This is a genomic window from Pseudomonas sp. HT11, from assembly GCF_044875395.1.
Classification (GTDB): domain Bacteria; phylum Pseudomonadota; class Gammaproteobacteria; order Pseudomonadales; family Pseudomonadaceae; genus Aquipseudomonas.
In genome coordinates this window covers 3,105,121-3,121,520 of the sequence record NZ_CP173217.1, presented here as the reverse complement: position 1 = coordinate 3,121,520, position 16,400 = coordinate 3,105,121, and the positions used below count along the sequence as shown (strand labels likewise).

The window sequence follows — 16,400 nt, the reverse complement described above, 5'->3', positions numbered from 1 at the left end:
TTCAATGGCCTCCCGTGCGTCGACTGCGTCGTGATGACAAGTAATCAATCAGCAGATTCACACCGATGGTCAGCGTGCCAATGGCCAACGCCGGAATGATGATGGCCAGCGCACCCTGATTGAGGCCGCCGATGTTTTCGCGCACCAGCGAGCCGAGGTCGGCGTCTGGCGGTTGTACGCCGAGGCCGAGAAAACTCATGCCGCTGAGCAACAGCACGATGTAGCCGAACCGCAGGCCCAGGTCGGTCAATACCGGGTTGAGTATATTCGGCAGGATTTCCATGCACGCCACGTACAAACGGCCTTCGCCGCGAGTGCGCGCAACCTGCACGTACTCCAGGGCCTCGATATTGACCGCCATGCTGCGGGCGACGCGGAACGAGCCTGGGATATAACTGATAACCGCCGTGCAGATCAGCAGCGTCACTGACGAGCCAAACGCCGAGACCATGATCAGCGCAAGCATTTTGCTTGGGATCGAGATAAAGGCATCCATGATGCGGCTGATGATCTCGTCCAGCCACTTGGGCGAGACCACTGACAGCAGCGCACACCCGGTGCCGAAGGTGCTGGCCAACAGCGCCGCCACCAGCGCCAGCCCGACGGTGAATCGCGCGCCTACCAATACCCGGCTGAGCATGTCACGCCCCAGATAGTCGGTGCCGAACGGATGAGTGAGGCTGAAGCCTTCGAAGATGTTATCGGACACCACTTCACCCACCGGGTGGGGTGCCAGCCAGGGGCCGAACAGCGCCACCAGCAACCAGACGACGCACACAACGGCGCCCACCAGCCCCAACCAGGACGGGCCGCTGGAAACCTTGGCAAGGGCCAGCGCGGAAGACACAGGCTTGGATTTCGCAATGACCGGGTTCATTGGTTTCTCAGCCTCGGATTGGACAGGATTGCGCACAGGTCGGCGATCAGCACCAACCCCAGGTAGGCCGCGCAGAACAACATGGTGCACGCTTGTACCAGCGCCATGTCACGGTTGGTCACGGCATCGACCATCAAGCTGGCAATGCCGGGATAATTGAAGATGGTTTCGACGATCACCACCCCGCCCAGCAGGTACGACAGGCTGAGGGCGATGGCATTTGCGATCGGCCCGATCGCATTGGGCAGGGCATGGCGCAGCACAATGCGAATGGGGCTGACGCCTTTGAGTCGGGCCATTTCCACGTAGGGGCTGTCGAGTTGGTCGATCACCGCGGCGCGGGTCATGCGGGCCATTTGCGCGACGATCACGCAGCACAGCGTCATCACCGGCAAGGCATAGGTACGCATGAATTGCAGCGGTGAGGTGATGTCGCTGGCGTAAGACAGTGCCGACAACCAGCCGAGGTTGACCGCGAAAATCAGCACCGCCAGGGTTGCCACCAGAAACTCCGGCACCGCGACCATCGCCAGGGTGATAAAGCTCAGGCAGCTGTCGATGCGCCCGCCACGGCCCATCGCCGAGCCGATACCCAGTACCAGTGCCACCGGCACCGAGACCAGCGCCGTGGCGCCCGCCAGCATCAGGGTGTTGGGCACCCGGCCCGCCATCAGTTCACCCACCGGCATGGCGTTGGACACTGACACGCCCAGGTCGCCGGTGAGCAGGCTCATCAACCAGTGCAGATAACGCAATACACCGGGCTGGTCCAGCCCCAGCTTCAGGCGCAGTGCCGCCACCTGCTCAGGGGTCGCGAACTGGCCGAGGGATTGCTGCGCCGCGTCCCCCGGCAGCACCGCCGTGATCGCAAACACGACCATGGACACAATCAACAAGGTCACGGCCCCGGCGCCGAAACGCCGGGCGATCAACCACAGTGTATTGCCATTCATCGCACTGCCCTCCTCACGCGTCCAACCACACCTGCTCGGCAAACATGTAGCCCATGAAACCGCCCAGCGGGTTGGTGCCGTATCCCTTGACGCGCTGGTCCACGCCGTCAATGTTGCTGATGAACACCGGCACGCCGATACCGCAGTGGTCGTGCACCAGGGTCTGCATGTCGCCATACATTTTGGCGCGCTTGGCGTCATCGTTTTCGCCACGGGCCAGCATCAACAGCTGGTCGAACTGATCGTTCTGCCAGCCGGATTCGTTCCACGGCGCCTTGGACTGGAAGAACTGCGAGAACATCACGTCGGCATTCGGCCGAGGGTTGATGTTGCCGAAGCTCAACGGGTGCTTCATCCAGTGGTTGGACCAGTAGCCGTCGCTCCGCAGGCGGTTCACGTCCAGCTTGAGCCCGGCCTGTTTCGCCGATTGCTGCAACAGCACGGCGATGTCCACCGAACCGGTGGCGGCAGGCGATGCCATGACCGGCATGGTGATGCTTTCCATGCCGGCTTTCTTCAGCAGGAACCTGGCTTTTTCCGGGTCGTAGACCGTCTGCGGCAGATCGGCGTTGAAGTAACGCGAACCCGGCGCGATCGGGTGGTCGTTGCCCACCACGGCAAACCCACGGAACACCGCAGACTTGACCTGCTCACGGTCGAGCAGCAGCTTCATGGCCTGGGTGAATTCCGGGCTTTTGCCGGGTAACTGGTCCTGGCGAATGATCAAGTCAGTGTAGTTGCCCGACGGCGCATCCACGACTCGGTGCTTGGTACTCGCGGCGATGCGCGTGGTGGAACGCGGGTTGACCTCGTTGATCATGTGCACGTCGCCCGACAGCAACGCGTTGACCCGCGATGGCTCGTCGGCGATGGCAATGAACTCGATCTCGTCGAGGTACGGCAAGCCCGGTTTCCAGTAGTTCTTGTTGCGCACGGCAATCGAGCGCACACCCGGCTTGAACTCACCGACAGTGAACGGGCCGGTGCCGATGCCTTTGTTGAAGTCGGTGGTGCCCTCGGGAACGATCAACAAGTGCGACACGGCGAGGATCGAAGGCAACTCGGCGTTGGGCGCGCTAAGGCGAATTTGCACCTCGTTTGGCCCGCTGGCCTTGATCTCGGCGAACTGCTCCATCAGCGGCATGACTTTGGAGCCGGTAAGCGGGTCTTTGTGGCGGTTCAGGGAGAACACCACGTCGGCGGCGGTCAGGGCCTTGCCATTGTGAAAGGTCACGTCTTTGCGCAGGGTGATGGTCCACACCGTGGCGTCGGTATTGTCGATGCGCTCAGCCAGTTCCAGTTGCGGCACCAGGTGCTTATCGAAACGGGTCAGGCCGTTGTAGAACATGTAGTGGCGTGCATAGTCGGTGGACAGCGCGCCCTTGGCCGGGTCGAGGGTGTCGGCGGTGGAGCTGGACATGCCGGCCACGCGGATCTTGCCGCCCGGCTTGCCTTTGCCCTCGGTGGCCGCTTCATCGGCGAACAATTTGCCGGCGGCGCCGAACAGGCTGCCCGCACCAGCGGCGGCGACGCCCGCAACGCCGAGCATTTGCAGGGCATTGCGGCGCGACATGCCACGGTTGAGACTTTCGAACACCCGCAGGCTTTCCTGGCCGGAGATGAGCTCGGGTGTGTTTTTGTTGTCAGTCATAGCAAGGCTACCTGTCGATAATCGGAAGAATCGAGTGCTCACGGATGTCCGGAGCGTCCTGGAAACGCAAACGACGGTCACGCAACAACGGCAACTCAGTGCAAATAGTCCTGGAAACGGTAATAGGCGCCCACGAACGGCAGGAACCAGGGTTTGCCGAAATGCCCGGGAATCGCCGGCCATTCCAGTTCACCCCACGGGTTTGCCGCCGCGTTGCCCGCCATGACGTCAGCCATGACCTGGCCCATGTGCACGGACATCTGCACGCCATGGCCGCTATAGCCCATGGAATGGAACACGCCGCCGTGCTGGCCGGCGCGGGGCAGGCGGTCGGACGTCATGTCCACCAGGCCGCCCCAGCAGTAGTCGATCTTCACGTGCGCCAACTGCGGGAACATGTTCAGCATCGCCGCCTGCAGCACCTTGCCGCTCTTGGCGTCGGAGACGCTGTCAGACATGGCAAACCGGGCACGCCCGCCAAACAGCAGGCGGTTGTCCGGGGTCAGGCGAAAATAGTTGCCGATCATGCGGCTGGTCACGTAGGCGCGGCGCAGCGGCAGCAACTGATCGATCAACGCTTGGGGCAAGACTTCGGTGACGATGACAAAACTGCCCACCGGCACAATGCGCCGACGGTACCAACCGAGGTCGCCATGCTGGCAGGCGCCGGTGGCCAGCAGCACTTGCCCGGCGTGCAGCGAGCCTTTGGCGGTGTTGACCTGATAGCCACCGGCCTGGGCCTTCCAATCCTTGACGGTAGTGTGCTCGTAGATCATCGCGCCGCGCCGCGCGGCCGCCTCGGCCAGGCCAACCCCGAAGCGACCGACATGCATCTGCACGCCGTTGCGCTGCAGCAAGCCGCCGTGGAACTGGGTCGAGTTGACTTCTGCACGGGTCTGTTCGGCGCTGAGCAACGCGACATCGGCATCCACCTCCTGGCGGATCAGCTCACAGGTGCGGGCCAGGCCTTCGTAATGCAGGGGCTTGGCCGCCAGCTTGAGTTTGCCGTTGCGCACCAGGTCGCAGGCAATCCCTTCCTGCTCGACCAACGAAACGACGGTCTGCACCGCGCTTTCATAGGCCTGGTAATAGGCGCGCGCCTTGGCGGCACCGAGGCTGGCGTGCAGCCCGGCATAATCCTGGGCCACGCCGGTGTTGCATTGGCCACCGTTGCGCCCAGAGGCCTCGCCGATCACACGGCCGGCGTCGAGCACCACCACACTCGCCCCTTTGCTCGCCAACGCACGCGCCGCCGCCAGGCCAGTGAAGCCACCACCGACCACAGCCACATCGACCTGCCCGGGCAAGCTGCCCAGTTGGGCACCGGTGAACGCCGGTGCGGTGTCGAGCCAATAGGATTCACTGCCCATGCTTTACCCCTTGGTGTGCTGTTACAGACCGACCAACGCTGGCAGCCCACCGATATCGGTGATCTGCTGGTAACCGTAAAACGCATTGCCTGGCACTTCGTGGCCACGGGCAACGAACGCTTTGTTTTTGATCTTCATGTCATGGGCCGGCATCAGGTCATAACGGAAGCTGGAAGACACATGCAAGATGTCGTCCGGGCCGCAACCCAGGTTATCGAGCATGAATTCGAAGGCGGCCAGGCGCGGCTTGTAGGCCTGGGCCTGTTCGGCAGTGAATACTTTGTGGAATGGCGCGCCGAGCTTGTCGACGTTGGACATGATCTGGCTGTCGCTGGCATTGGAGAAGATCACCAGGGGAATCTTGTCGGCAATCTTCGACAGGCCGGCCGGCACGTCCGCGTGGGGGCCCCAGGTCGGCACGGCGTCGTAATACAGCTGGCCTTCCTCGCGATACTCGATACCCCAGCGCTTGCAGGTACGGGCCAGGGCGGTCTTGAGAATTTCGTCGTAGGGGCGCCAGTCGCCCATGACCTGGTCGAGGCGGTAGGCCGAGAAGTCCTTGACGAATTGGTCCATCTGCTCAGGGGTGATGCGATCGGCGAAGAGCTCGCGGGTCATGGTGCCCATATGAAAGTTGGTCAGCGTACCGTAGCAGTCGAACGTAATGAATTTGGGACGAAGAAAGCTCATGGAGTGCGGTCCTGAAGTTCGTTGAGTGTGACAAGCGTTCACTGCCCTGGCGGCGGCTCCGCCTCGTTGCAGCACAGGTTCATTACACCACTGTGAAATCAGCATATGCCGTCTAAAAAGACCTTCGCTCAATACAAACCACCGTTTTGGTGGCCGGGCTCAGCAGACTTTGCGGTGCGCGCCAGGCTTGGGCAGGGCCTGTGTTTGTGCGCTTTTTGGGGGCTTTGAGGGGCAGAAAAGCTTAAGGACGGGGGTGGGGGCGGCAGAAAGTGTGGCTGGCCGGGATTGCTTGCATGGCCGTGACCGCGCTATGGAGATGTACCCGGAAAACACCCTTGGCATTTGCTGCTGCCCCCCTACCCCAATTAAGTAGTAACTGTGGCCGCGCAACACACAGCCCAAGGAATCTGCCGAATATTCCCGACCCACTTGCCAGCCTCTAAAACAGGTGGGATACAAGCATCCTCGTGCTGAACAATACGCTCTATGGAGGCTCGCCATGTCCGCCCTGCCACACCCTGCTTATGTATACCGCCCCATGACCGCGGCCGACCTGCCGGCCGCCCATACCTTGTCGGTGCAACTCAAATGGCCGCACCGCCTGGAAGACTGGGCCATGTTGCAACGTGTCAGCGACGGTTTCGTGGTGATGGATGGCGAGCGCCTGATCGGCAGCGCCTTCACCTGCCCCCAGGGCGACTACGCCACCATCGGTTTGGTGATCGTGAGCAATGACTACCAGGGCCAGGGCATCGGCCGTCGTTTGATGGAAAAAGCCCTCGCCGCCTGCGATGCGCGCACGCCGGTCCTCAACGCCACCCTCGCCGGCGCCCCGTTGTATACCAGCCAGGGGTTCGTCGAATTTGGGCGAGTGCAACAGCATCAGGGCCAGGCGTTGGTGCCCGCCCTGCCGGGACTGGCCGATGGCGAAACCTGCCGCGCCCTGCACGCCGACGACCACCCCAGCCTGCTCGCGCTGGCCAAAGCCGCCAGTGGCCTGGACCGCCGCGAAGTACTGCGCGACCTGCAGGTGGAGCACGCGGTGGGCATCGAGCGCGATGGCCAGCTACGCGGCTTCGCCCTGCTGCGGCCGTTTGGTCGTGGGCGCTGCATCGGCCCGGTGGTTGCCGAAAACATCGATCAGGCCAAGCACTTGATCGCGGTACTGCTGGCCCAGGTGCCGGATGCCTTTGTCCGCATCGACATTCCCGTCACATGCGGCCTCAGCGACTGGCTCGAATACGCCGGGCTGAAGAACATCGACACCGTCGCGCAGATGGCTCTGGGCACGCCGCCCCGGGCCAGCCACGGCGTACACCCCTTTGCCCTGATCACTCAGGCGATCGGCTGACTTTCCTCCCGGAGCATTCCCCATGTCATCTCCCCGTATCCTGCTGTTGGCTCGCGCCGACGGCAGCCGCGTTGCCACGTCTTTCAATACCGGCGCCTTGAGCGCGCTGGACCCCTTCGGCGACACCCGCCAACTCGCCTGGCTGGGCGATGATGGCGTGTCCGCAGGGCTGGTGACATTCAGCGGCGAAGCCGTGATCGAAGGCTTCCCCCACAGCGAAACACTGGTGGTACACGCAGGCCATGTGCTGCTCGGCAGCGCAGACCAGACACTGGAGCTGGGGGTCGGCAGCAGCGCCGTGATCGGTCGTGGCACACGCCTTACAGTGCAGGCGAGCGCAGGCAGCCAATGGGCGTTCTGCGCCGTCGACCAAGCCGATGCTCCGGCGCGCCCGGGCCTGACCTTGCTTGCCCCGCATACCCTGCTCAATCCCTCCGCCGCGCCCGAACCACAGATCCTGATCGGCCCTACCCCGCAGTGCCGCGCGTTCAACCTGTTCGATGATGAGGTCACTGAGCTGCGCATCGGCATCTGGGACTCGACGCCCTACGCCCGCCACGGCCGCCCGCACAAACTGCATGAATTGATGCACCTGCTCGAAGGCAGCGTCACGCTGCAAGACGACGAGGGCGTTGCGGTGACGGTCAACCGTGGCGACACGGTATTCGTGGCCAAAGGTGCGCCGTGTGCCTGGAACAGCACGGTGTATGTACGCAAGGTCTACGCCGTGAAATAAGGCGCAAATCAGGCTTTCAGCGCCTCCTCCATAAACGCCACCAATGCCTGGACGCGCGGGCTGCGAAGCTTTCGCGACGGCACCAGGAGGATGATCGGCGCACTGTCAAAACTCCAGTCTGCCAACACGCGCACCAGGCTGCCGCTGGCAACGGCGTCGCTGACATCCCACTGCGAACGCAACACCAACCCCAAGCCTTGCTCGGCCCATCGCCGGGCAACGCTTCCATCATTGCTCAGCAACGCCGGCTCCACGCGCAGCGTCTTGCGGCCCTGCCCCTTGCGCAGGTGCCAGAGCGTAACGTCCTCATCATTTTCACGAATGCAAATGCAGCGATGGGACGCCAGTTCGTCCGGTGATGACGGTACACCGTGGGCTTGCAGGTAGGCTGGGCTCGCGCATAGCCAACGCTCGTTTGGCGTGAGCGACCGCGCCGTCCACAGGCTGTCGTTGAGATGGCCGATGTGAATCACCGCATCGCTGTCATGACGATCAGGCCAGGGGGTCTCGCGCAGATCCAGGTGCAGGCACAGCTGGGGGTGCATCCTGGCAAAACGCGCCAACAGCGGTGCGATTCGCTGCCGACCATAGCCAAATGGCGCCGCCAACCTCAAGGTGCCCACCAGCGTTTCGTCCTTTTGCCTGAAGGACTCCGGCAGCGCTTCGAGCTGCTCCAGCAGCAGCGCACTTTCTCGCGAGAACCGCTCGCCATCTGCCGTAAGGCTGAGGCGTCGGGCGTCGCGATTGGCCAGGGTCAGCCCCAGGAAGGTCTCCAGTTTACGCAGGCGCATGGAGAGCGCCGGCGGAGTGACGTTCAGGGCTCGGGCCGCAGCGCTCAGTGATTCAGAGCGCGCAAGGGTGACGGCCAGACGCAGGTCTTCGATAGAAATCATTCAATTTTACTTAATGATTGATTAGTCATGATTGAACCACAACTTAAGGACAGCTGAGTAGAGTGCCGCCTGTACCCAGTCACTCGAGTTCCGCCATGTCCATGCAGATTGCCTCCCTAGACACACCTGTCGCACTCATCGACCTTACGCGAATGCAGCACAACATCCAGCGTATGCAAGAGCGCATGGGCACCCTTGGCGTACGTTTGCGCCCGCACATCAAAACCAGCAAGTGCTTGCCGGTGATCCAGGCACAGATTGACGCAGGCGCCAGCGGCGTCACGGTTTCCACCCTCAAAGAGGCCGAGCGTTGTTTCGCCGCAGGCATCAGCGATGTGTTCTACGCCGTTGCCATAGCGCCGGGCAAACTGCCTCAGGCCCTGGCCCTGCGGCGCAGAGGCTGCAACTTGAGTCTGCTCACCGACAGCGTCTCAGGCGCTCGCGCCATCGTCGCGTTCGCACAGCAACATGACGAACGCTTCGACGTATGGATCGAGATCGATTGCGACGGCCATCGCTCAGGCCTGGCCGCGCAAGACCCTGTGCTGATTGAGGTGGCGCACCTCCTCAAGGACGGCGGTATGCGCCTGCGGGGGGTGATGACCCACGCGGGCTCCAGTTACGAGCTGGACACCCTCGAAGCCCTGCAGGCGCTGGCCGAACAGGAACGTGCCCTCTGCGTCAGCGCCGCCCGCACCATCCGCGAAGCCGGGCTGGCGTGCGCCGAGGTCAGTATCGGCTCAACCCCCACGGCCCTCTCGGCCCTGAACCTGGACGGTGTCACCGAAGTGAGGGCGGGCGTGTATGTGTTCTTTGACCTGGTGATGCGTAACATTGGCGTGTGTCAGGCCGACGAGTTGGCACTCAGCGTACTGACCACGGTGATCGGCCATCAGCCGGACAAAGGCTGGATCATTACTGACGCCGGCTGGATGGCCATGAGCCGTGACCGTGGCACACAGCGCCAGCGCCAGGACTTCGGTTATGGCCAAGTGTGTACCGAAGCCGGCGACTGGATCGACGGTGCGCTGGTCACGGGCGCCAACCAGGAACATGGCATCGTCACCTTGGGCACCGCCGCCATTGACGACCTTGTTACGCGCTTCCCCATCGGCAGCCGGCTGCGCATCCTTCCCAACCATGCCTGCGCCACCGGCGCGCAGTTCCCGGACTATCACGCCGTGGACGCCAAAGGCGGCGTACACATCTGGAGCCGCCTCCATGGCTGGTAATCAATCAGGTTCGAAAAGCCAGGTGCTGATTATCGGTGGCGGCATCATGGGCGCCTCGTCGGCGTTTTTCCTGCGGCGGCGCGGCTGCTCGGTCACGCTGCTGGAACGCGACCAGATCGGTCAGTACGCCAGCGGTGTGAACTTCGGCAACGTGCGCCGCCAGGGCCGCTACCTGGGGCAACTGGAGCTGGCCAATCGTTCTTGGGCGCTGTGGAAACGCCTGCCCGAGCTGATCGATGACGACCTGGAGTTCATCCCCAGTGGCCACATGCGCGTGTGCTATCGCGAAGATGAAATCGCTGAACTTGAGGCCTACGCCGCCGCGTCGGAAGCCGCGCAACTGGACTTGAAAATCTATCGCGGCGCCGAGCTGCACCGGCGCTTTGGTTTCCTCGGCCCAGAGGTGAAAGGCGGCTCCTATGCGCCTCACGATGGTCACGCCAACCCGCGCCTCGCAGCGCCGGCGTTTGCCCGTGCAGCCCGGCGTCTCGGGGCACGAATCGAGGAAAAGACCGAAGTCGCCGACGTGGAAAAGGTCAATGGTTTATTCCGGGTCACCACCACCGACGGGCAGTTGTTCGTCGCCGAGCAGCTGTTGATTACAGCCGGTGCCTGGGCTGCCCGCTTGTCCGAGCGCTTTGGTGAGCCGGTACCGCTGGAGCCCAACGGCCCGCAGATGTCGGTCACGGAACCGGTGCCCTACGCCTTGCCGACCGTGATCGGTGTGTTCACCAAAATCAAGGAAGAGGTGATCTACTTCCGCCAGATCCCGCGCGGCAACATCATCATCGGCGGCGGCAACCGCTGTACGCCGGACATGATCAACCGACGGGCGTTTTTCAAACCCGAAAGCCTGCTCAACCAGATGCGCCAAATGCGGCGACTGTTACCGGGGGCCGAGAAGCTGAACATCATTCGTGTGTGGAGCGGTATCGAGAGCTACACCCCGGACTCCCTACCGGTGATGGGCCCGAGCGGCAGCGTGGACGGGTTGTTTTATGCCTTCGGCTTCTGTGGGCACGGCTTCCAGCTCGGCCCGGGCGTGGGGGATGTAATGGCCGAGCTGATCAGCACCGGCAGCACCAGCACCTTGATCAGCCCCTTCGATATCCGGCGGTTTACCCAACCTTCTACGGTGCCTGCAAACGCCCCCACTACAGGAAAACTGATATGAGCCACTCCTACGTTTATCGCACAGTCACCGCCGCCGACATGCCCGCCGCCCACGCACTGTCCGTGCACCTGAAATGGCCTCACCGCGAGGAAGACTGGGCGATGGTGCAGCGCACGTCCGAAGGCTTTGTCGCCGAACATGAGGGTAAGCTGGTGGGCGTGGCGTTCGCCTGCCATCAGGGGGCTTATTCCTCCATCGGTCTGGTGATTGTGAGTGATCAACACCAAGGCAAAGGCATCGGGCGCCAGCTGATGAACCTGTGCCTGGACGCTACGGGCCCGCGTACGCCGATCCTCAACGCAACCGAATCAGGGGCGCCGCTGTACACCAGCCTGGGCTTCGTCGACTTTGCGCACATTCAGCAACATCAGGGCGTACCGCACGCTCCGGCACCAATGCCGTTGACCCGGCATGCGCACTGTCGCGTATTGAGCCTGGCTGATTACCCCACGGTGATCGAACTGGCCAATGCCGGCAGCGGCCTGGACCGCACCCAGGTACTCAACGACCTGCTGTCTACGGCCGAGCACGTGGTCGGCATTGAGGTCGAAGGGCAACTCAATGGTTGCGCCCTGCTCCGCCGATTTGGTCGGGGCCATATCGTGGGTCCTGTCGTTGCACACAATCAGGAACAGGCCCAACAGTTGATCACTCACCTGCTGCGGTTGATCCCGGGTCAGTTCGTGCGCTTCGACATTCCCGCCGCCTGCGGGTTGGCCGACTGGCTGGAGAGCCTGGGGCTGCCATGCGTCGACAAAGCGCCGCGAATGGTACGGGGTGTGCCCCCGCAATCAAGCGGCGGCATCAACCAGTTTGCGCTGGTGACGCAAGCAATCGGCTAGGTCGCAAAGCCAGCCTGCCAGATTCAGCAGATTATCCCTTGCAGCGTTGAATAACGGCATCTTCGGGCTGAAACCTTTTGCTAGCTTAGCGAGACACCGGGCCTTGCTGTTCGCAGGGCCTATTGCCGCTCCAGGGAGCCAGTTGGATGACCATACACGCGTCGAACAAAACGTCTCAGCAGCTTTATATCGGCGGCTGCTGGGTTTCCCCGACCATTGTCGCCAGTTTGCCGGTGGTCAACCCGGCCAATGAGGAGGTGGTTGCACAGGTCGCAAGCGGGTCTGCCGAGGATGTGGATCGTGCCGTTGCGGCAGCACGTGCGGCGTTCGCCGGTTGGTCTGCAACGCCCGCGGCATCTAGGGCGTTGGTGCTTGGGAAAATCCACGAGCTTATCCTTGAGCGCCAAGAGCAGCTTGCACAGGCGCTCTCCTTGGAAATGGGCGCCGCCATCGGCTTCGCTCGGGCAATGCAAGTGCCGTTGGCGGCCGAACACGTTCGGGTCGCTCGTGATTTGCTGTCCAGCTATCGCTTCCAGACGGTGGAAGGCGGTACCGCCATCCAGCGCGAGCCCATAGGCGTCTGCGGTCTTATCACGCCGTGGAACTGGCCGTTGTATCAGATCACCGCCAAAGTCGCCCCGGCCATCGCCGCAGGCTGCACCGTGGTCTTGAAACCCAGCGAACTGTCGCCGCTGAGTGCCCTGCTGTTTGCACAACTGGTGCATGACGCAGGCTTGCCGCCCGGGGTGTTCAACCTCGTCAATGGAAGCGGTGCGCAGGTTGGCGCAACCATGGCGGCACATCCGGATATCGATATGATCTCAATCACCGGCTCCAACCGCGCAGGCGCGCTGGTTGCCCAAGCGGCAGCCCCTACGGTGAAACGCGTCACCCAGGAACTGGGGGGCAAGTCGCCGAATGTGTTGCTGCCCGACGCCGACTTCGCCAAGGCCGTACCGCTGGGGGTGATGTCCGCGTTTCGCAACGTCGGGCAATCGTGCAGCGCTCCGACCCGCATGATCGTGCCAAAAACCCGTTTGGCCGAGGTCGAAGCCCTGGCGGCGGCGACTGCAAATGCGCTCATCGTTGGCGACCCGCAATCGGAAGACACGCAATTGGGGCCCATCGCCAACGAAGCCCAGTTCAATCGCGTCCAGGCGATGATCCAGGCAGGCCTGGACGAGGGTGCGAAACTGGTGTGCGGTGGGCCTGGGCGTGTGCTGGGTTTTGACAAGGGTTTTTATACCCGCCCCACGGTTTTCTCCGACGTGAACAGCGCCATGCGCATTGCCCAGGAAGAAATCTTCGGCCCGGTGCTGTGCATCATTGCGTATGAGACGGTGGATGAAGCCGTCGCCATCGCCAACGACACGGTATACGGTTTGGGCGCCCACGTTCAGGGCCACGACTTGACGCAGGCACGTGCCGTGGCGTCGCGTATTCGTGCGGGCCAAGTGCACCTGAACTACCCCGCGTGGAATCCGATGGCGCCGTTTGGTGGCTACAAGCGCTCAGGGAATGGTCGGGAGTATGGCGTGCAGGGGTTTGAGGAGTATTTGGAAACCAAGGCTATTATTGGATTTGGTGAATGAGTCATGGGCCTGTGGCGAGGGCTTAATTTTGCAGGCATGGAAAAGCCCAAGCGTTACCGTTTGGGCTAAGTCATTGAGTTATAGGGTCGGGACGGAGTGATTCGAACACTCGACCCCTAGCACCCCATACATGGGGTAGGCAGATATGCACGTGGCCAAGGCGGCGATACTCTAAGAGTTGAGATCCTTGGCGCGACCCAGGTTGCCAAATTCCTGTGCTTCGCACGCAGTGATCGCATAGGGGCCGAAACCGACCAACTCCGATTAGGCTTGTTGCACCTCGCCGCTCATGCCGGCGTCATTGTTGAAAGCCCGGAGTACTTGGGGAATGGCGACATTAGCGAACGTACAGGTTTGTCCAAGTCCACGACCAGTCGCCTGACCCAGACGCTTATCCGCAGCGGCATGCTGGTGTACGAGGAAACGGAGATTGCTGACGCCTGCGAAAGCGTGCGACTTCGAGGCTATTGCGCTGCTTCTTGGCAGGCCGAAGTTGTGGCCATTTCCACGCCACTTGGCATACGTAATTATCAGGACCACATATTGAATATCAGCGTATCGACCCCTAAGTCGATTGAAGCAGTGATCGCTCAATATGCCAAACCATTGATGGCGCTGGCTGACAAAATTCGAGCCAGTTTCTTCGATAGCGACGGACGCTAATCACGGGCTGAACAGACTGGCCAACAAGCCGAATTCAGCCTGCAATAAAAAAGAACGCGGTCAATGGCGGTCGACGGGTGGTGTTCATTTCGCACAAGAAACGGTTCCAGCGGATACTTGAAACGCGAAGGCGCGTTCTCAATACATTTCAACAAAACGGCTTCAACTCAAAAGTCCGCCACCTTACCCCAGGCGGACGTCTGAAAACGGTCTGGGTGATAAGGACGCGGATCAACAATGGGGGTCATACCGCTGACGATATCGGCAATCAGATGACCCGCGCCCGGACCAATACCAAAACCATGCCCGCTGAACCCTGCCGCGATCACCAACCCTGGCAGGCTGGCCATTTCGCCGATACCGGGAACACCGTCCGGCGTACTGTCCACATAGCCGGCCCAGGACGCCTTGATCGACGCTCCTTGCAAAGCCGGCACCAATTGCACCGCGCGCTTGTAAGTCAACGCAACTGTCGAGGCATCAGCGCTTGGATCGAGAATTCGCATTCTCTCCATCGGCGTGGGCTGGTCCAGGCGCCAGCGCTTCAAGCTTTCGTGGCCTGCGTGCCAGCCTTCCAGCCCCCCAAGCGCAAGGTTGCGCCAGCGGCGCTGAAACATCGGCAAGAATTGCGTAGAGAACCCAAGCAACTGCGGAGTGATGTCGACTCGACCTCGTCCGCTGATCGCCAGCGTGTAACCGCCATCGAAGCGGCGGGTCATGGACGCGCCAGCGGTATGCAGCGCACTGGGAATTTCCTGGCTCGGAGCGGTGACCGAAAGAACGGTCTGACGAATCGTCGCTTGCGGGAACCGAATACCGTATTGGCGGCAGAACGACGAAGCCCAGGCGCCGGCGGCAAGCACCGCGAGCCGGGTGCGTATGGTGCCTTTTTCGGTGATCACCGCCGACAATCGACCGCCTTCGGTCTCGACGCCCCGCACGGCGCAATCCTGGTGCACGCTACTGCCCAGTGCCATGATCGCGCATGCGACCGCGGGGGCTGCGCGGGAAGGGTCGGCTATGCCATCGGTGGGCGCAAACACCCCACCCCTCCAAGCCGTGCCAGTCGCCCTGCCACGCTCTGCGGCCTGCTCGGCGGTGAGCATCTGGGTTTGCACGTTGACCGTACGCGCAAACTCGCCCCAGCGCGCCCACCCTTCCAGCTCCTCGTCGTTGTTGCTTAGGTAAAGTAAGCCGCACCGCGTAAAACCGGTCTGCTCACCGGTTTGCGCGGCGAATTGCTCCCACAGTTCCAGGCTTTTGGTGGCCATCGGCAACTCACGCGCATCGCGATTCTGCTGACGGCACCAGCCCCAGTTACGGCTTGATTGCTCGGCGCCTATGCGGCCCTTTTCGACCAGCGCGACCTTCATGCCGCGTCTGGCAAGATAATAGGCGGTAAAGGCGCCGATGATACCGCCGCCGATCACGACCACATCGGCCTCTGCCGGCAGATCGGCAGAGGTATGCACGGGAATTAAGGGTGCTGGCATGTTCTAGTTATCCAAATGGGATCAGAAGAGTGACCTGTTGCTAAAGCCCGACCAGTCCGGCCAGCCCGCCGATATCCGGGATCTGGTGGTAGCCGAAGGCTGCATTGGCCGGCTGTTCATGCCCCCGGGCCACGAAGGCTTTGTGCTTGATCTTCATGTCGTGGGCCGACATCAGGTCATAGCGAAAGCTCGATGAAACATGCAGCACATCCTCCGGCCTGCAGCCCAGGTTATCGAGCATGAACTCGAAAGCCGCCAGACGTGGTTTGTAGGCCTGGGCCTGCTGGGCGGTGAAGACCTTGTGAAACGGTGCGCCGAGCTTGTCGACGTTGGACATGATTTGTTCGTCCATGGCGTTGGAAAAAATCACCAGGGGAATCTTGCCGGCGATTTTCGCCAGACCCGCCGGCACGTCGGGATGCGGTCCCCAGGTCGGCACGGCGTCGTAGTACACCTGGCCTTCGTCGCGGTATTCGATGCCCCAACGCTTGCACGTGCGCGCCAAGGCTATCTTGAGAATCTGGTCATAAGGCAGCCAGTCACCCATGACCTGGTCCAAGCGATAGGCCGCGTAGTCCTTGATGAACTGGTCCATTCGCTCAGCCGGGATGCGATCGGCAAACAGATCGCGCGTCAGGGCTGCGGTTTTGAAGTTGGTCAATGTGCCGTAGCAGTCGAAGGTAATGTACTTGGGGCGAAGAACGCTCATGAATGCGGTCCTTAATCAGTGCTGAGGTCATTACGGCGCAAGCCGCTGTGGGGTGCCGAGCATCCGGCCCTCATGAATTTATTACATCACCATGAGGCCGTGCATAAGCGCTTAAACGCTGGGTTACTTGGTACAAACTACCGTTTTAAAGGCACGCCCCAGCAGCTTTATCGA

Annotated in this window: 15 protein-coding genes; 7 read left to right on the top strand and 8 right to left on the bottom strand. The window is 61.8% G+C overall.

Features of this window, described 5'->3' with window-relative positions:
* Position 1: 1 nt before the first annotated feature.
* The 5 genes from ABWL43_RS14300 to ABWL43_RS14280 form a co-directional block, all read right to left on the bottom strand.
* The gene (locus ABWL43_RS14300) at positions 2 to 877 is read right to left on the bottom strand and encodes an ABC transporter permease (protein ID WP_145160744.1); all 876 of its coding nucleotides are present in this window, start codon (positions 875 to 877) and stop codon (positions 2 to 4) included.
* On the bottom strand, positions 874 to 1,830 hold the full coding sequence (locus ABWL43_RS14295) for an ABC transporter permease (RefSeq protein ID WP_017478859.1): 957 nt from the start codon (positions 1,828 to 1,830) through the stop codon (positions 874 to 876). The genes ABWL43_RS14300 and ABWL43_RS14295 overlap by 4 nt, the downstream gene beginning before the upstream one ends.
* A gap of 13 nt (positions 1,831 to 1,843) precedes the next feature.
* Positions 1,844 to 3,481 carry an ABC transporter substrate-binding protein gene (locus ABWL43_RS14290; RefSeq protein ID WP_404488295.1) on the bottom strand — a complete coding sequence of 546 codons (1,638 nt, stop codon included), beginning with the start codon at positions 3,479 to 3,481 and terminating at the stop codon, positions 1,844 to 1,846.
* 95 nt (positions 3,482 to 3,576) lie between these two features.
* Positions 3,577 to 4,851 carry an FAD-binding oxidoreductase gene (locus tag ABWL43_RS14285; RefSeq protein WP_145160739.1) on the bottom strand — a complete coding sequence of 425 codons (1,275 nt, stop codon included), beginning with the start codon at positions 4,849 to 4,851 and terminating at the stop codon, positions 3,577 to 3,579.
* Between the two features lie 21 nt (positions 4,852 to 4,872).
* Positions 4,873 to 5,541, bottom strand: coding sequence for a haloacid dehalogenase type II (locus ABWL43_RS14280; protein WP_017478856.1), 669 nt, complete (start codon positions 5,539 to 5,541; stop codon positions 4,873 to 4,875).
* 499 nt (positions 5,542 to 6,040) lie between these two features.
* Here ABWL43_RS14280 and ABWL43_RS14275 point away from each other — a divergent pair, with 499 nt between their 5' ends.
* Together ABWL43_RS14275 and ABWL43_RS14270 are read left to right on the top strand one after the other, a co-directional pair.
* On the top strand, positions 6,041 to 6,892 hold the full coding sequence (locus tag ABWL43_RS14275) for a GNAT family N-acetyltransferase (RefSeq protein WP_404488292.1): 852 nt from the start codon (positions 6,041 to 6,043) through the stop codon (positions 6,890 to 6,892).
* A 22-nt stretch (positions 6,893 to 6,914) separates the two neighbouring features.
* Entirely contained in the window at positions 6,915 to 7,628 is a 714-nt protein-coding gene (locus ABWL43_RS14270) for a cupin domain-containing protein (RefSeq protein WP_242196673.1), read from the top strand.
* Positions 7,629 to 7,636: 8 nt separating this feature from the next.
* On the opposite strand, the gene ABWL43_RS14265 is transcribed toward ABWL43_RS14270, so the two are convergent.
* Positions 7,637 to 8,521: a LysR family transcriptional regulator gene (locus tag ABWL43_RS14265; RefSeq protein ID WP_017478853.1), complete on the bottom strand. Its 885-nt coding sequence runs from the start codon at positions 8,519 to 8,521 to the stop codon at positions 7,637 to 7,639.
* Between the two features lie 95 nt (positions 8,522 to 8,616).
* On the opposite strand from ABWL43_RS14265, the gene ABWL43_RS14260 reads away from it, so the two are divergent.
* From ABWL43_RS14260 to ABWL43_RS14240, 5 genes are all read left to right on the top strand, one after another.
* A complete protein-coding gene (locus ABWL43_RS14260; protein ID WP_404488290.1) occupies positions 8,617 to 9,753 on the top strand; it encodes a DSD1 family PLP-dependent enzyme in 1,137 nt (378 codons plus the stop codon).
* On the top strand, positions 9,743 to 10,927 hold the full coding sequence (locus ABWL43_RS14255; RefSeq protein WP_404488288.1) for an NAD(P)/FAD-dependent oxidoreductase: 1,185 nt from the start codon (positions 9,743 to 9,745) through the stop codon (positions 10,925 to 10,927). The genes ABWL43_RS14260 and ABWL43_RS14255 overlap by 11 nt, the downstream gene beginning before the upstream one ends.
* Complete coding sequence (locus tag ABWL43_RS14250; RefSeq protein ID WP_404488286.1) at positions 10,924 to 11,769, top strand: GNAT family N-acetyltransferase; 846 nt, start codon at positions 10,924 to 10,926, stop codon at positions 11,767 to 11,769. The genes ABWL43_RS14255 and ABWL43_RS14250 overlap by 4 nt, the downstream gene beginning before the upstream one ends.
* A 146-nt stretch (positions 11,770 to 11,915) precedes the next feature.
* The gene (locus ABWL43_RS14245) at positions 11,916 to 13,361 is read left to right on the top strand and encodes an aldehyde dehydrogenase family protein (RefSeq protein ID WP_404488285.1); all 1,446 of its coding nucleotides are present in this window, start codon (positions 11,916 to 11,918) and stop codon (positions 13,359 to 13,361) included.
* A 270-nt stretch (positions 13,362 to 13,631) separates the two neighbouring features.
* A complete protein-coding gene (locus tag ABWL43_RS14240) occupies positions 13,632 to 14,024 on the top strand; it encodes a helix-turn-helix domain-containing protein (protein ID WP_256676422.1) in 393 nt (130 codons plus the stop codon).
* Positions 14,025 to 14,191: 167 nt separating this feature from the next.
* On the opposite strand, the gene ABWL43_RS14235 is transcribed toward ABWL43_RS14240, so the two are convergent.
* Together ABWL43_RS14235 and ABWL43_RS14230 are read right to left on the bottom strand one after the other, a co-directional pair.
* On the bottom strand, positions 14,192 to 15,517 hold the full coding sequence (locus tag ABWL43_RS14235; RefSeq protein WP_404488283.1) for an NAD(P)/FAD-dependent oxidoreductase: 1,326 nt from the start codon (positions 15,515 to 15,517) through the stop codon (positions 14,192 to 14,194).
* 40 nt (positions 15,518 to 15,557) lie between these two features.
* Positions 15,558 to 16,226, bottom strand: a complete 669-nt coding sequence (locus tag ABWL43_RS14230) for a haloacid dehalogenase type II (RefSeq protein WP_145160721.1) — start codon at positions 16,224 to 16,226, stop codon at positions 15,558 to 15,560.
* Positions 16,227 to 16,400: the final 174 nt, after the last annotated feature.

What these genes read in the sequence shown, in the direction of transcription:
- ABWL43_RS14300 (WP_145160744.1), bottom strand. Translation starts at nt 877, where the DNA reads ATGAACCCGGTCATTGCGAAATCCAAGCCTGTGTCTTCCGCGCTGGCC.
- ABWL43_RS14295 (WP_017478859.1), bottom strand. Translation starts at nt 1,830, where the DNA reads ATGAATGGCAATACACTGTGGTTGATCGCCCGGCGTTTCGGCGCCGGG.
- ABWL43_RS14290 (WP_404488295.1), bottom strand. Translation starts at nt 3,481, where the DNA reads ATGACTGACAACAAAAACACACCCGAGCTCATCTCCGGCCAGGAAAGC.
- ABWL43_RS14285 (WP_145160739.1), bottom strand. Translation starts at nt 4,851, where the DNA reads ATGGGCAGTGAATCCTATTGGCTCGACACCGCACCGGCGTTCACCGGT.
- ABWL43_RS14280 (WP_017478856.1), bottom strand. Translation starts at nt 5,541, where the DNA reads ATGAGCTTTCTTCGTCCCAAATTCATTACGTTCGACTGCTACGGTACG.
- ABWL43_RS14275 (WP_404488292.1), top strand. Translation starts at nt 6,041, where the DNA reads ATGTCCGCCCTGCCACACCCTGCTTATGTATACCGCCCCATGACCGCG.
- ABWL43_RS14270 (WP_242196673.1), top strand. Translation starts at nt 6,915, where the DNA reads ATGTCATCTCCCCGTATCCTGCTGTTGGCTCGCGCCGACGGCAGCCGC.
- ABWL43_RS14265 (WP_017478853.1), bottom strand. Translation starts at nt 8,521, where the DNA reads ATGATTTCTATCGAAGACCTGCGTCTGGCCGTCACCCTTGCGCGCTCT.
- ABWL43_RS14260 (WP_404488290.1), top strand. Translation starts at nt 8,617, where the DNA reads ATGTCCATGCAGATTGCCTCCCTAGACACACCTGTCGCACTCATCGAC.
- ABWL43_RS14255 (WP_404488288.1), top strand. Translation starts at nt 9,743, where the DNA reads ATGGCTGGTAATCAATCAGGTTCGAAAAGCCAGGTGCTGATTATCGGT.
- ABWL43_RS14250 (WP_404488286.1), top strand. Translation starts at nt 10,924, where the DNA reads ATGAGCCACTCCTACGTTTATCGCACAGTCACCGCCGCCGACATGCCC.
- ABWL43_RS14245 (WP_404488285.1), top strand. Translation starts at nt 11,916, where the DNA reads ATGACCATACACGCGTCGAACAAAACGTCTCAGCAGCTTTATATCGGC.
- ABWL43_RS14235 (WP_404488283.1), bottom strand. Translation starts at nt 15,517, where the DNA reads ATGCCAGCACCCTTAATTCCCGTGCATACCTCTGCCGATCTGCCGGCA.
- ABWL43_RS14230 (WP_145160721.1), bottom strand. Translation starts at nt 16,226, where the DNA reads ATGAGCGTTCTTCGCCCCAAGTACATTACCTTCGACTGCTACGGCACA.